The sequence below is a fragment of the Paenibacillus sp. G34 genome (assembly GCF_056856875.1).
In genome coordinates this window covers 3,801,538-3,817,085 of the sequence record NZ_CM166469.1, presented here as the reverse complement: position 1 = coordinate 3,817,085, position 15,548 = coordinate 3,801,538, and the positions used below count along the sequence as shown (strand labels likewise).

Annotated in this window: 12 protein-coding genes; 8 read left to right on the top strand and 4 right to left on the bottom strand. The window is 45.8% G+C overall.

Annotation, left to right across the window (positions count from 1 at the left end; genetic code table 11):
* Positions 1–41 precede the first annotated feature (41 nt).
* The 3 genes from AC1VYS_RS17215 to AC1VYS_RS17205 are packed head-to-tail and all read left to right on the top strand — an operon-like array spanning position 42 to position 1,920.
* Entirely contained in the window at positions 42–494 is a 453-nt protein-coding gene (locus AC1VYS_RS17215) for a flavodoxin (protein ID WP_482910721.1), read from the top strand.
* Entirely contained in the window at positions 443–1,306 is an 864-nt protein-coding gene (locus AC1VYS_RS17210) for a hypothetical protein (protein WP_482910720.1), read from the top strand. Before AC1VYS_RS17215 ends, AC1VYS_RS17210 begins: the two co-directional genes overlap by 52 nt.
* A 47-nt stretch (positions 1,307–1,353) precedes the next feature.
* On the top strand, positions 1,354–1,920 hold the full coding sequence (locus tag AC1VYS_RS17205; RefSeq protein ID WP_482934389.1) for a nitroreductase family protein: 567 nt from the start codon (positions 1,354–1,356) through the stop codon (positions 1,918–1,920).
* A 60-nt stretch (positions 1,921–1,980) separates the two neighbouring features.
* Here AC1VYS_RS17205 and AC1VYS_RS17200 read toward each other — a convergent pair whose 3' ends face one another.
* Together AC1VYS_RS17200 and AC1VYS_RS17195 are read right to left on the bottom strand one after the other, a co-directional pair.
* Positions 1,981–3,438, bottom strand: coding sequence for a 4-hydroxyphenylacetate 3-hydroxylase family protein (locus tag AC1VYS_RS17200; protein WP_482910718.1), 1,458 nt, complete (start codon positions 3,436–3,438; stop codon positions 1,981–1,983).
* Positions 3,439–3,632: 194 nt separating this feature from the next.
* Complete coding sequence (locus AC1VYS_RS17195; RefSeq protein ID WP_482910717.1) at positions 3,633–3,785, bottom strand: DUF1540 domain-containing protein; 153 nt, start codon at positions 3,783–3,785, stop codon at positions 3,633–3,635.
* 365 nt (positions 3,786–4,150) lie between these two features.
* Between AC1VYS_RS17195 and AC1VYS_RS17190 the strand changes: the two genes are divergently transcribed.
* Positions 4,151–4,963 carry an AAA family ATPase gene (locus AC1VYS_RS17190; RefSeq protein ID WP_482910716.1) on the top strand — a complete coding sequence of 271 codons (813 nt, stop codon included), beginning with the start codon at positions 4,151–4,153 and terminating at the stop codon, positions 4,961–4,963.
* Positions 4,964–5,142: 179 nt separating this feature from the next.
* On the opposite strand, the gene AC1VYS_RS17185 is transcribed toward AC1VYS_RS17190, so the two are convergent.
* Both AC1VYS_RS17185 and AC1VYS_RS17180 read right to left on the bottom strand, forming a co-directional pair.
* Positions 5,143–6,621 carry a HAMP domain-containing sensor histidine kinase gene (locus tag AC1VYS_RS17185; protein WP_482910715.1) on the bottom strand — a complete coding sequence of 493 codons (1,479 nt, stop codon included), beginning with the start codon at positions 6,619–6,621 and terminating at the stop codon, positions 5,143–5,145.
* On the bottom strand, positions 6,606–7,292 hold the full coding sequence (locus AC1VYS_RS17180) for a response regulator transcription factor (RefSeq protein WP_482910714.1): 687 nt from the start codon (positions 7,290–7,292) through the stop codon (positions 6,606–6,608). The genes AC1VYS_RS17185 and AC1VYS_RS17180 overlap by 16 nt, the downstream gene beginning before the upstream one ends.
* Before the next feature lie 193 nt (positions 7,293–7,485).
* Here AC1VYS_RS17180 and AC1VYS_RS17175 point away from each other — a divergent pair, with 193 nt between their 5' ends.
* The 4 genes from AC1VYS_RS17175 (at position 7,486) to AC1VYS_RS17160 (ending at position 15,392) form a co-directional block, all read left to right on the top strand.
* Positions 7,486–8,205, top strand: coding sequence for a YceI family protein (locus tag AC1VYS_RS17175; RefSeq protein WP_482910713.1), 720 nt, complete (start codon positions 7,486–7,488; stop codon positions 8,203–8,205).
* A 340-nt stretch (positions 8,206–8,545) separates the two neighbouring features.
* A complete protein-coding gene (locus tag AC1VYS_RS17170) occupies positions 8,546–12,922 on the top strand; it encodes a glycosyl hydrolase 53 family protein (protein ID WP_482910712.1) in 4,377 nt (1,458 codons plus the stop codon).
* Positions 12,923–13,099: 177 nt separating this feature from the next.
* Positions 13,100–14,143, top strand: a complete 1,044-nt coding sequence (locus AC1VYS_RS17165; protein WP_482910711.1) for an SPFH domain-containing protein — start codon at positions 13,100–13,102, stop codon at positions 14,141–14,143.
* Between the two features lie 250 nt (positions 14,144–14,393).
* Positions 14,394–15,392, top strand: a complete 999-nt coding sequence (locus AC1VYS_RS17160; RefSeq protein ID WP_482934388.1) for a diacylglycerol kinase catalytic domain-containing protein — start codon at positions 14,394–14,396, stop codon at positions 15,390–15,392.
* The last annotated feature ends 156 nt before the right edge of the window (positions 15,393–15,548 follow it).

Below are 15,548 nucleotides of genomic sequence, written 5' to 3'. Positions count from 1 at the left end.
AACTCCGATGAACATAACGAAACCAAAGTGAGGGACAATAGATGACTAAATGGTTGGTGGCTTACGCCAGTATGACAGGGAATACGGAGGAGATAGCAGAACTTATTGTGGAAGGTATTACACAAAGCGGGCATGAGGTTGATCTGAAGTCCGTTACTGACTTCAATGCCGCGGATGTTTTAAATTATGAAGGATTCATGATTGGTGTCTATACGTGGGGAGATGGCGAATTGCCGGATGAATTCCTGGACTTTTATGAAGAACTGGATGAGCTTGACCTGAGCGGAAAGAGAACTGCGGTCTTCGGTAGCGGTGATACATCCTATGAACAATTTTGCGGAGCCGTTGATCTTACAGCGGAGAAGTTGCAGGAGCGCGGGGCGGAAGTATCACCAGAGATGTTGAAAATTGAATACAGTCCGCTGGAGCAGGAGAAAGAAACGTGCCGCGATTTCGGCAGACGTTTTGTGACTGCGGATGCACAGGTATCCTGATCGAAATGTTGCAGCGTGAAATCTGTAGTGCAACGACTCAGGGGAGCAATCAGCTTCCTGAACGGTTGCTTGAAGACTATAAGCTGGAAGAGATGCTGCGCAGCCCGAACCGGTTCATCCGCCCTGAACCTTCTGCTGAGCAGCGCCCGGTACTGCAATGGAGACATCGTGTACAATATGCTGTGAGTCATGCCATTAATCATTTTTACAGTGTAGACCCTGATGTACGTAAAGAAATCTCGATTCAGTACGTACTTGAAAAATGGTGGCCCAGAAAGACCGATGGTTTTGATTCGGTTCTTCATTATTGGGATGTAAAACACAAAATGATCGATGAACTGTCACTAGCTATTGCCGCAAATGATGATTTGAAGCACCCTGCCATATTGTTTGAACAATGGAAAACAGAAGTACCTTCATTACAGATGTCCTTGTCAATCATCTTTCAGGCAGCTTGGCAACCAGAAGGCTGGGACAACTTACTGATTCAGAAATATATGGTAGTCCATGATGCCAATGTTGTAGAAGCTTTTCAACATATGGTCAGCGTGTTCTGCTGGGAAGCATTTGGCAAGTTGCCTGGTATGATTGAAATTTACTGCCTTCTGGAAGGACGAAAGATCAGGTACATTCCAGGCCGCCAATCTTTGCAGCGTTCCATGGATTATATCCATCTGGTTCGGGACAGCATGCCCAAAAGGGAAAAGCAAGTATCAGAGCGCTTTACATCAAGAGACAAAATTCGTGTGCATGAAGAAGTAGATCGCTGGAGAGCAGAAGGGACAAAGTCTCAAAAATCGTGGTTGATGTAACATTTCAAGGAAGTGCAAGAACACCTATTTCGGAGGAGGGAATGCAGGTGACGACTGGATTCAGGCAAGATACTATCCATGGAAAAAGAAGAGCCGGAACGTATGAATTTAGCTCCATGCCCGTACCTCAATCTGTCATAAGAAAGTTGCTGGATGAAGCTGATCCATCATTATATGTTCTGAGCCCAGCACCATGGCGTTTTATGTTGTTCTCCGGTGAGGGGCGGCAACTTTATATGGAAGCTGTCAGACAGAGCTACCCGCCCCATCTTGCGGATTCCCACGGAACCTGGGCAGCGTATCAATATACAGAAGCAATTCCGGCTCATCTGGTCGTGGTTGCTCCCACCAATACTCCAGAGGATCATGTCTTGCCTGCGAAGGCATGGAGCAAACGGTTTTCCATTTTGGCTGCTGAACAAGGGTTGCATGCCGTCTGGAAGATGAATGATTATCAGCAGCATCCGGTATTTATGAACTTGATGGGACTTACTTCGAGTGAGAGGGTGCTAGGCGTTTTTCATATCGGTTACGGAGATCAGTGTGGCTTACCGAGTATGGCGGAAGGTAGACCGGCATCTGAACTCATGACGGTGTATGACCATTTGGTGTGAAGGGCAACGAGTATGACAGTGTCGTTGCCCGATGTGCTCACTGCTTTGTTTGTAAACATGCTACCGTGCAGAATGCCCGAGAAACTGACGAACGCGTTCCCTCTGCGAGTCATCCCCTAGGCAGGCTGAGTATAAGCGATTTGATACAGTGATGGTATTACCAAAGAAAAATCGTTCGAACTGCGTCTGTCTGCCCCCGAAAGATCCCGCTCCAAGCTCCCAGATCAAACGGAACAATGCATTACGTTGTCTGGATTCCATGTCTGAGCCCTTGAGGTAAACGTTTAATGATTCAGTTGAACCGGAGTGAAAGTCCTCTTCCTGAGGAACCATGATCATGCCGCTGGAACTGAGCAATTGCAAAATCTCAATCATCTCGGGATAAAGCTTCGGATAAATAAGATTGGCTGCCATCAGCGGTTTAGGGGCTGGAAGAATATATCCCCTACCGTCTGGTACAGCTCCTGCTTCCGCAGCAAGGGCGAGCGCTTTTAACGATTCGAGACCTGCGAGCGCGCGTGCTGTCTTCTCCACAACATGGGTTTCATTTTTCAGGTCCAGTGTATCGGTTAATAGTTGAATCGTTCCGAGCATAAATTCAGTTTTGGCAATATAACGAGATAACACCTGATGCCCCGCATGGATATGGAAGTTGCTGCCGCTGAAAAGAGTCGAAGACATCTGCTCGTTACCCGCAAAAAAAATACGGTCATGTGGAACAAGCACATGGTCAAAGATGACGATGTTGTCCATCTCCTCATATCTGGAGCTTAGAGGGTAATTGTAGTTGGATTCAGCTGCATACGTATCTCGGCAGATCAAAGTGATACCAGTTAGATCATTGGGAACGGCAAACGAAAAAGCAAATGGGTTTTCATCATCGAAAGGTGCAGGGGAAGGGGATGGATAGACGAAAATTTCATCTGAAGTAGCGGCTTGTGTTGCCATCATAAAAGCGCCGTTGATGATGAGTCCTTCATCAGTCCGATCGACAACCTTGGCAGCAATGGCATCTTCAGTAGCATCCATTTGTCCTGAAATTTTACTCGCGTGTGGCTGAATAAAGGCGTGTGATAACGTAATGTCATGATCTCGGCAATAGGCATAGTAATTTCTCAGATTCTCAGCATATTGAGGGGACAGATCGTTTAACAAGTCGGCAGCGGTAAAAAACGCCATAATGGCAGTGTTCATGTAATCGGGTGAGCGTCCCAGAAAACCATGATGAGCCTGAGCCCACAGGGACATCGCTTCACGGCGTTTACGGAGATCGTTGATACTGGTTGGAGGCAGGAAGGACATGCCTACAGGTTTTCCATCAGTAGGAGAGGGATACGTCATAAGTTCTGTAAACTGTGGATCATACTGCAGATCATACATATTCATTTGAGTTTTCATCAAACCCGAGAAGGCGATGTGCTCCGAGCGTTTAACGGTAAGCAGTTCTCCTTTATACCAACAGGGTACGGTTTGAGCATTAATTCGTTCACAATACTGCATGCCGGTTTTAGCGGGCATAGTTCTTCACCTCTTGGTCATGGTTCATGAGCACATTTATTTCTATCCTATACTACGTGAAGTTGTTGTCTGATGTGCTACGGACCATGGAGTGAAAAATTTGCAACAAGGGCTTGATAATAATTATCATTCTTGCTACAATATACAAAGAAAAAAGGAACCCGAATGGGCTCCCTTGAATGCAGTAAATCGATTTATTTAACTTCAAACGTTTTGCAGTCTGTTTCAGCAGACTTGCTTGCTTCTTTGGAAGCGTGGCTCACGATGTAGATGGAAGATGCATTACATTTGTTTTCTTGAGCCCAGTGACGACAGGAGTTTACTTCACACAATACGTCTTTTGCCATGATTGTTAACCTCGCTTTTAGTTGGATTTACATTCGTTGGTACAAAAGATCCGGATACGCAAGTTGCCGCTTGCTAATCTGGAACATTTTTCACGCTCTCATGAATTTGGAGAGTTTTTTTGTGTTGTATGCAACGATGCACTTTCAGAATAGCAAATTTTGTTTCCCCATGCAAACAACGTCAACTCATGAGACAACTATTTGATAAGGACTACAAGTTGCCGCTTTGCAAAGAGGCATGATTATGATATTATTTAATAGTAAACTTTACGATTAAAACCCCTATTATGAGTTAACAAAGATAAATAAACAAATAAAAATGTGGATATAGATATATCACTTTCTTGAAGGAGCTACACATACACATGAGCAAAATGAATAATTCAACTCGCATTCCTCGTGCAAAGGGAATCGATATGGCAGCATTTTATACCCCGAAAGAATGTAGACGAAAAGCACAGCATATTGTCTTCTCAGCTGAAAATGAACGCATTGTTGAGGAGTTCATTACCATTCTGGGCATGAAGGAAAAGTTCAGGGAACATGATGTATCCATCCCTAATAAAATGGTCATGTTTGGCCCGCCCGGCACAGGGAAAACGTTAACCGCGTCATATCTGGCTCAGAGATTGGAACTGCCCCTTGTACTGGTCAGGTTGGATGCACTTATTCACAGCCACTTGGGAGAAACGGGAAGTAATGTACGCAAGTTGTTTGAATATGCTCGCCTTAATCCTTGCGTCTTGTTTCTGGATGAATTTGATGCAATCGGCCGGACACGGGAAAGTAACGATGAGGTAAAAGAAATGGCAAGGGTAGTAAATACCCTGCTGCAATGTTTGGATGAATTCGAAGGAGATAGTATTCTGGTTGCTGCCACGAATCTGGAAACACAGCTCGATCATGCGATCTGGCGCCGCTTTGATACCAAGATGACCTACGCGATGCCCGATGAAGGTAGCCGCAGGCTGTACATTAGCAAACTTGTGGGCTCGTTTGAGCAGGAGAGCAGACTGGAGGATTATATCTGTGAACGTCTTGCTGGCTGCAGCTATGCGGATGTGGAGCAAATTGTGTTAAAAGCCAAGCGTAAAGCCATTATTGGAAGTAGTGCTTTGCACAAGCAACTGATCTCTGATGCATACGAGGAATACAGACCACGAGTGCTACAAGGATAGAAGAAGAAAGGACTAGATATAAGTTACGACAAGAGAAAGCGGAATGATAAAGGGGAGACAAGCCGGGAGTATTTCTGAGAATCCCGTGTAACCTCTTATAACCTTATAACTCCACCGTTTACCTCGACAAATAACGAAAGCCCGACTTCCTTGTTGTGAGGAATGCCGGGCTTTTTTAGTTACAGTGCTGACTTCGCTTTGACTGGTGAACGGTAGGTCTTCTCGGGAATAATCACTTCCTGCTGAGATATCCAGCGTGGCAGACTCAATCTAAACGTGCTTCCTTCGGGACTGCTGGATACGAGAGTTAACGAACCACCTTGCTCCTGTGCAAGAAGACGGCTGTATGTTAAACCAAGACCCAGGCCGCGATTACGGCGTTTTTTCAACTCTCCCCGATAGAATCGTTCGAATATGTTACGCTGATCCTCGATAGAAATCCCCGTACCGTTGTCCTGCACATCGACATGTAACATCTCTTCCTCTACACGTAAATGCATATGGAATATGGCTTGTTGGCCAGGCGTTGTAGCATGCAATCCATTGTTAAGCAAGTTTACAATAATCTGCTGGATCCGGAGCGCATCACCCATCACGTATAGTGCGTCTGAAGGCGCATGAAGCTGAACTTCTGGCATATGTTCCTCATAGGCAATTTTCCATTGGTAAATGATCTCGCCTACAAGCAACTTCAGGTCGGTACGTTCCTTCCGAACAGCAACACTTCCAGCGGTCATGGCATTATAATCCAGCAGATCAGCAATCATACGCTCCATCCGTTCTGATTCTTTCAGGGCAATATCCAGAAACTCCTTGCCTTCTTGAGGACTAACTACATCGTCACGCACAGCCATGACCAGTCCTTTGATCGATGTGACAGGTGTTTTGAGTTCATGACTTACTCCCGCAAGAGAAAGTGCACGCCATTCTTCGAGTTGACGCAGACGGGTTGCCATATCCCCAAAGGAACCTACAAGTTCGTTCATTTCCCTTTCACGTGTTTTAATATCCAGGTTTACATCATAATTCCCACCGCGAATTTGTTCTGCTGCATAAGCCACCTGCCGAATCGGTCTCGATAGTTTGCTGGACAGGAGATAAATCGTGAACCAGCCGCAGAGAATAAGGCCTCCAAAAATCAATGCGACAAGCCAGATCGTTTCTGGACCGAAGGTAATAGATTGTTTGGACTGCATGACCCATACTTTGCCAATCGTTTGACTCCCGTCAGCAATATCTACCGTCACACCAGCATATTTGCTGTTACGTGGTTCAAGAAAATCGTCGGAGAGTCGGTAATAAACATCCTCTTGTTGCATTTTTGGCTGAGAAAAAACCAGTTTGTTGTTATTGTCGAGCACCATGACGCAAAAATAGTTATCGGTATTAAACAGCTTCTCCCGGCTGCTTACAATGGTATTCAAATCAGGTGGGACCTGAAGCTTATGATCCTTCACAGTTACTCGATCAGCAATCTCCCAACCGAGTAACTCAGCCGTTTTCAAACTTTTCTCAATCGATGTCGTTCGTATCCAGTACAGCGCACCCGCGGCAATAACGGAGAAGCCGATACACAAAATCAGAAAGTAACGTAGTGTCCAGTGCGACAAAATAGATGTCGTTCGCTTTGGTTTAATTGATGTCAGTTGGCGATCCAAAATTGGTACCCCATTCCTCGTAGCGTCCGAATTTCTCCTGTGTCTGTTGTCCAGTTGGAGAGTGCCTGACGCAGTCGTTTGATGGATAGATCTACAGCGCGATCACTGCCCTCGTAATCGATTCCCCATACTTGTTCAATCAGATGATCTCTGGTGAATGTCCGGTTGGGATATTCCGACAGGAAAATAAGCAGAGACAGGTCACGTGGTGTAAGTGCGACCTCCGCACCGTTCAGTAGCACTTGCTTGGCAGCAAGGTCAATGACCAGATTACCAAAAGAACGTTTGTCCTGTCCCCCGGAAGTCCAGTGTGGATTACGCCGCAGTACAGCATTCACACGTGCAACCACTTCTTCAGGTACAAACGGTTTGCTCATATAATCATCTGCACCCGCATTCAGACCGTTAAGTCGATCGGTGATATCGTCCAGTGCAGTTAACATAATGACGGGACAAGCACTCTTTTCCCGAATAATTCGCAGCAGGCCCCACCCGTCCATTCCGGGCAACATCACGTCCAATAATACGATGGAAGGATTTACGGAATCGAAAAGGGCTAAAGCAGCCTGGCCATCCGCTGCATGATGAACTTCAAATTCAGCTTTTCTCAGATAAGCAGCCAAAACACGTGCGATTGCTTGCTCATCCTCTACGATGAGTACAGATTTCAAACGGGGTGTTCTCCTTTCACAGACAAGCTTGTGTACTGATTTTACATGAGGCACGGCATAAAGCCAATCCTGTTTTCACGTTTTGAAAAAAAATGAAAAAGAATTTCATCTTGACTTCTTCCTGACACATTGGGCTGTTAAGATCCAAATCAAGAGCAACAATAAACCATACTGTACTGGAGGAATTATAGAGATGAGTAAAAAGGCTAAAACGTGGATTATTACAGGGGTAGCAGCAGTAGCCATCATTGGTGGGGGCGGTTATTACTTTGCAAATAGTTACTTGGGTAACAATGTTGAGATTGAACAGGTACTTCCGGCAAACGCAGCTGCATCCACTACAGCTGCAGATAACGGCACGGCCAAAGCAGTGGAAAATAAAAAGGTTGGAGCAGACCAACTGAACGGGGACTGGAATATCAGCCAGGGTTCGAAAGTATATTTCTCAGTTACCACGTCACAGGAAACTGTGAATTTCGTGGACGAGCAGGTTAGCGGGAAATGGACGATTAATGTGGATGACCCGGCTCAGTCGAAAGCAGAAGGAACAATCGAGGTAAACGGCATCGATTCTGGTAATGGCCAGCGGGACGAGCATGTGAAAAGCGCAGACTTCTTCGATATGGCTAAACATCCACAAGCAACATTCAAAGCCACTTCATTTGAAGGTATGCCATCCGAATGGACAGAAGGACAGACGGCTGATTTGAAAATGAAAGGTACACTTACTGTAAGAGGTATTGAAAAAGAAATTACGTTTGACGCCAAAGCGGCTTATCAAAACAATGAAGTACTGCTGTCAGGCACAACGATGGTGACATTTGAAGATTTCGGTATGAAAAACCCACATTCGCTGGTACTATCCACGGAAAATGATATCCAGGTTCGTCTTGAACTGAAGCTGGCGAAATAATAGCTGGATCTAAAATATTCTATTGAACTATTCTAATAAACGATTTTAATATAGTAAGCCACTAAATCTGTTGTGTTTCGCCTCCGGGCGGGCAAACAGATTTTTTGCATTTTTGGTATGCTTTTGCCGGAAAAAGAATACAGCTGTTCATCTCCCTGAGGCTGGAAAATAAGGATTACGCTAGGCTGGATGATGTTTATAAAAGTCGACATTGTTAAAATAACTGCTGTTTCCTTTGCATAATGCCGTGTTGCTAAGGATCATGAAGCGCTTACAATGGGGAGGATTCAAACCATTCATTGATCCAAGCACAAACAAACACAAGAAGGGGAGATCAAGGGTGAATAAGAGGTACATAAGCGGCTGTCTTGTTTTATTGTTGTTATTCTGTGATATGGGTCTAATCGCCAGACCAGCAGAGGCGGCAAAAAATAATGTGGCGCTGAACAAGACGGTAACGGTGAGTTCGGATGAAAAAAGATGGGGAGGCGATAAAACGCACCTGGTGGATGGTAATGCGGACACCCATTGGAGTACAGAAGTTGGAGTGACCCCGGAGAAACCGGAGTGGGTCATGATTGATCTGGGAGATACGTACAATCTGTCGGGAGCAGAAATCATGTGGAGAGACCATACGGTTGTAAAGTATTCGCTTGAAACGTCTACGGATCAGCAGGAGTGGTCTACTGTTGCCGATCAACAGGATAACGCGGATACAAAACAGATTTCAGATATGACATTCCAAAACAATGATGTACGATACATTAAGCTCAACATAACTTTTTATAAAGAGGACGGAGCGTGGCCACAAATATTGGAGTTCAAAGTGTGGGGGGAATCGGAGGGTATGGAGCCAGCCAACATTATCAGTTATGATCCTGTTCAAGTGAGCACATTACCGAGAAGTGCGCCGATTCTGCCGGCGGAAGTCAAAGCCAATTTTACGAATGGAAAGTCAGGCCTCGTTCCTGTCACATGGGACAGCATTGACTTATTGCAGTATGAAAAATCAGGTTCATTCTCTGTAACGGGCGCCGTATATGGGACTGACAAAAAGCCAGAAGCCACGGTGGTTGTACAAGGGTATCGTTCCGATTATGTCAGAGGCGTTGATATTTCGACTCTTACGGCGATTGAAGCTAAGGGTGGGAAGTATCTGGATAGCAATGGCACCGAGCGTGATTTGCTTGATATCCTCAAGGATCGCGGTGTCAATTATGTACGTCTGCGTTTGTGGAATGATCCACAAAAATCAGGCGGCTACAATGATAAAGCGGATGTCATCAATATGGCTGTACGTGCGAAACAAAAAGGCATGAAGGTACTGCTTGACTTCCATTACTCGGACGAGTGGGCTCACCCCGGTCAGCAGTTGAGACCGAAAGCGTGGGAGAATTTGGATTTTGAAGGACTTAAGACAGCGGTATACAAATATACCGTTGAAGTCGTTAAGGAAATGAGCAAGGCAGGCGCCATGCCGGATATGGTACAGATCGGCAACGAGATTAACACGGGGCTTCTAAACGGCGAGAATCTTAGCGTTAATTTTGCCGATAATGCAGCATTGTTGAAAAGTGGAATTGACGCTGTACGTGCAGTGGAAGCGGAAAACGGTAATGTTGGCGAACCGGTGAAAATTATGATTCATTTGGCCGAAGGCGGCAAGACGAAAGATATCAAATGGTACTTTGGGGAGCTGAAAAAAGCAGAACCAGAACTGAAGTATGATATTATCGGACTGTCCTATTATCCGTTCTGGCATGGAACATTTGAAGATGTGCAACGAACGATGAATGAAGTATCTGTAGCATTTGGCAAAGATGTGATCATCGCTGAAACATCCTATCCGTTCACTTATAAAAACGGAGACAAGCACGGAAATATTATCGGATCAGACCAAGCGCTCCATGTTGGAGGGGCAACCTTCCCCGCATCGGTTCAAGGTCAACACGATGCGATAGCAGGCATTATGGATCTGATTGCTAGCGTGCCGAATAATCGCGGGGCAGGTTTCTTTTATTGGGAGCCAGCATGGATTCCGGCAGGTGTAGGCTGGATTGATACCGAGGGTGATGCGTGGGAAAACCAGGGCATGTTTGATTATGATGAGTTTCCGGCGAATGGAGGGTATTCCAAAGAGGGAAGAGCACTGTGGTCTCTCGACGTATTCAAAAGAGGACTCGCAGATATGCCGACTGATCGTCAACAACTGGCAGCGGCATTGAAACGGGCAAACTCGCTTGTAGAAAGTGATTTTACACCAGAGACCTGGGGTAATCTGAAACCAGCGATCATTTCTGCTGAAGGGATCTACGCCAAAGCATATACGTCAGGTGGTGTAAGTCAAGAGGAAACCAATGCAGCGACAGCATCTTTGGAAAATGTGATGTTACAGCTCGGCGTTAAAACGCCGGACCGTAAACCGCTTGAAGAAAAGATTGCAGAAGCTGAGACAATTAAACAGAACAATTGGTCGGCTGCAACATGGGCTGTATTCAGCAAAGCGCTAAAACATGCAAAATCCGTTGTGACTGACTCAAGAGTAACCCAAACAGATGTAAATCAAGCAAAAGAGCGTCTTCAAGGAGCCATCGAAGGCCTATCCGACGTCGACAAAAATGCATTGCATCAATACATTCAGCTCATGCAGCTGGAGAATGAATCATCCTACACACATCGTAGCTGGTCTGTTCTGCAGCAAGCTTTGCAGGAAGCTGTTCAGGTGAGAGATGATACCAATGCTAAGCAATCTGAGGTAAATGCCGCTTTGGACACGCTGGAACAAGCTTTCACGAATCTGGGCAAACTTGAGGCTTTGACGAAAGGTAAAACAGCTACAGCCTCAAGCAGTGCAGGTAATGGTGGTGGTAAGGACAACTCGCCGGCAGGTGCGATTGACGATGATCCAACCACGTCCTGGGGGACGGAACGGGAAGCAAATGAAAATCCCTGGTGGATGGTCGATCTTAAACACGTTGCGAATCTCCGTAAAATTGAAATGTCGATGTGGAGTGGTGGAATTAAATACAGAATTGATGTATCCAACGATAATGAGCATTTCAAGACGGTTGTTGATACAACCAGTGATGTAGTTGTGTCTACATCCCCAAGTCACGTTCTGCCCGAGGGAACGGAAGGACGCTACGTTCGTGTGACCATTACCTCAGGTTCCAACTGGGTTGGATTCATGGAATTTGAAGCTTATGGTACCTTCCTCGCTGACAAAACCGCTTTGAAATCAACCGTTACTTCGGCGGAATCATTGAAACAAGCGGATTACACGGCTTTGAGCTGGAGTGTATTCAGTAAAGCGTTGGAGCAAGCTCGGCAGTTTGTTCTGGATATTGAAGCTTCAGAACAAGAGCTAATTCATGTGGATCAACTTCTGAAGGAGGCCATTGCGCAACTGGCACGTCAGACGACAAACCCGGGCACGGGACAGCCATCTCAGCCAAGTAATCCGTCCGGGTCATCGGCACCTTCAATAATTACGAACAATCCGGTAGTTACACCTCAGCGAGCACCTGGGAGAGAAACTGCGAGCGGTTCCATTACTGTAAAAGGAACGGCAACAGGAGATGGTGCGTATGCGGTGCGCCCAAGTGTGGCTGAGCTTACTCAGGCTTTGAAATCAATGGACGCAAGCAAACGTACATTGAAGCTGGTGGCTGATGTACCTGACGGTTCCAAAGTGGTGACGTTCCAGCTTCCATCGAGTCAGCTGACTTCTTGGGTTAAATCGGCGGAAGTACAGTCCATTGACGTAGTCGTGGGCAAAGCGACAGTTCGTATCCCGCTTCGCTCCCTGCCACTCACCATTGCAGAGAACACAGGTACGTTTGACGTTGTCGTGGCAGAAGGCTCAGTTGCGAAAGTGAACGATACCCAGCGATCTAATATGGGCGATCATCCTGTGGTTGATGTGCAGATGCTGCTCAATAACAAGTCAATTCAGTGGGCTGACAAGACGGTTGAAGTGCTTTTGTCCGACGTGCAGCCTGTCAAAGCAGATCATACGGTCATGGTGGTTAACTTGATCTCAACCAACGGTGGACTAGAACCTGTGATCAATAGTAAGTATGAGCAGACTACAGCCACGATGGCATTCAAGCCGTCCAAGCCTGGCAGTTACTTGATTACCAACGTTGAAGTGCCTTTCACCGACTTGCAGCAACATGCCTGGGCAGTTCAGGAAGTTCAACATCTCTACAGTAAAGGCATCATTGCAGGTATGAGTGATACACGTTTTGAACCGCAGGGTGAACTCACCCGTGCCCAATTTTTACAGATGCTCGTTAAAGGGATTGGCAAAACAAATCACACTGATTCTTCGGCTACCCAACTACCGACAGACGTCAAGTCAGATCAATGGTATGCGGATGCGGTTCGTGCAGGTCTTGCGCTGAACATTGTTCAGGGCAGAGCTGACGGAACATTCGGTGCGAATGATCTCATCTCCCGGGAGGATATGGCTGTTATGCTGTATCGAGCGATGGAAGCAGCAGAACGTAGTAACAACTCTACTAATGTGAACACGGGTCAGATGAAGTTCAGAGATCAAGCAGATATTGCCGAGTATGCCAAAGATGCCGTGGCATTCATGTCGCAACTCGGTGTATTAAACGGCTTGCCTTATAGCACATTTGCTCCCAAACAAACCGCTAATCGTGCGCAAGGCGCCGTTGCAGTAGCGAGATTGATGGAACAGCTGTATTAGAAACGGTAACTTGATTTAATGGAAAGTAAATGACATGTAGACAAGAAAGAGGTCGAATCCATGATTCGGTCTCTTTTTTCGTGCGGAATTTGTTAATGTCGTATTGACAATATCAAAATCGTTTGTTATCATTTCGATAATATCAAAACGACATTAATAAGAAATGAGGAATGAGCCATGTTTGGATTCCGATTTGTAAAGTTTCAGCCGAGTGAATATGTAATGAAAGTGAAGAACGGCAAGGTACAGCGCCAAGGCGTGGGCTTATCTTTTTATTATTATGAGCCAACGACTTCGGTTGTTGTATTGCCTGTTTCTTCGGTGGATGTGCCGTTTATGTTTGAAGAAATTACAGCGGATTATCAGACGGTTACCGTACAGGGACAGCTTAGCTATCGCATTATGGATTACAGCAAAATTACACAGAGTCTGAATTACACGTACAATTTGCGCAAAAATCAATATATGTCTGACGATCCTCACAAGCTGGATCAGCGGGTGATTACCATTGCAAAAGTACTCACGAAGAAATATTTGGAGCAGTTGCCGTTAAAAGAAGCGATTCAATCCAGCGAACGGCTCGCCAGCAGCATGAAACGAGAGGTCGCACAACATGAAGAGTTGGAAAAGCTGGGCGTAGAGCTGATGAATCTGTCCATTCTCGCTATTTTGCCTAATAAGGAAACGATGCGTGCGCTGGAAGCACAGGCGAGGGAAGAAATTCTGAAACAGGCGGACGAAGCTTTATATGTGCGGCGCAATGCTTCCATTGAGCAGGAACGCCGCGTGAAAGAAAATGAACTGAATACCGAGATTGCGGTGGAGACGAAGAAACAACAGATTCGGGAAACCCAATTACAGGCCGAACGCTCGGTGAAACAGAAGCAGAACGAGATGGAACAGGAGCAGCTCCAGTTTAATACCGCGATGGAAGAGCGCAAGCAACAGTTAATCGAGCTCACCATTGCGAATCAGAATGCCGAAGCAGATGCCAAAGCGTATGAGATTGCAGCAGTCATGAATTCGCTTCAGCATGTACAGCCGAACGTATTACAGGCCATGGCCAATATGGGCATGAACTCGGATAAACTGATTGCACTTGCGTTCCAGGAACTGGCCGAGAATGCTGGGAAAATCGGGCAGTTGAATATCTCACCAGATCTGCTACAGGGTCTGATGGCACCAGCAGAAGGAAGAGGTAAGGGAGGGGCAACACGATGATTGTTGGATGGGGGAAACAAACCAATCTATCCGCTTCCAGAACACGGTTTATACGATCCAGTCGAGTTAGTCAAAACGTGTCAGATAATCAAGTCAATCTGGTGAGTCGGGCAAGTCAGACAATTGAGACAAATGAAACAAGTGAGACAAGTCGAAAAATTCAAAAAAACCAAAAAAATCAATAATGGTTTTCCTCAAGTCAAAGGGAAAGCGGGAGGTGGAATCACAGATGGTTAAGATAAATGAACCCATGAGTGAGCATAAATTAATTTTGGTTAAGCGCAGAACCCGACTGGAGGAATTGATTGTACGTTACAACACTGTACAGCAGGCTCAGTTTTACATTGAACGTCTTGGTGCTGACTTTAGCGATTACGTCGAGGAAGATCGCCGTTACAAGCAATCGATACAGCTTGCTCAACAGCAATTGAGTCAACTTGGACGTGTTCAGATGATTGACCGAGAGCATGTGCCAAACTTTATTTTTGGAGAGCAAGATATTGTGGTAGTGGTCGGACAGGATGGTCTGGTTGCCAATACGTTGAAATATGTTACCGAGCAGCCGCTTATCGGTGTGAATCCAGATCCGATGCGGTGGGACGGGGTGCTGTTACCTTTTACAGTGGAGGATCTAAGCTTCATTGTTCCAGACGTGATACGTAGACAGCGCTCGCTTAAGGAAGTCACCCTTGCCAAAGTTGAGCTGAATGACGGACAGGTGCTGTACGGTGTCAATGATCTCTTTATTGGTCGGAAGACACATGTATCTGCCCGTTATGAAGTGCGTTTGGGAGCCTCCACTGAAAATCAATCATCCAGCGGTATTATCGTGTCAACAGGTATGGGATCAACCGGATGGTTTAAGAGTGTGCTGGCTGGTGCTTCAGGTATTGTCCGTTCAGCGGCTTGGCAACATGTGAGCAGGGGGGAGCACCAGCAATTGACTAGTGATGAAAGATCAGTTGATTTAAGAGGAACGGCTTCTGAGGGAGGATTGAACAAGAACGAGTTTTCGTGGGATTCCCCTTATTTATATTTTACGGTACGTGAACCGTTCCCGAGTCGAACCACGGCGGCAAATCTCGTGTTTGGACAGATTCATGCGAAGCAACCCCTTCACATCGTTTCACAAATGCCGGAGGATGGAGTTATTTTCAGTGACGGGGTAGAGCAGGATTTTCTGGAATTTAACTCGGGGGTGCACGCAACGATTGGTCTGGCGGAGAAGAGAGGTCGGTTGGTAATATGAACGAGTTTCTTCTATCATAATATGGATATATATTATATTGGTATTTGTTCTTGTATTTACTGATATATAAAACAAGTGATATTTTAGCAATGTAAGTCCTAAATCCACAGCCTGCGTTTTCTTGATTTGAATCAAGGAGGTGCAGGTTTTTTCGCG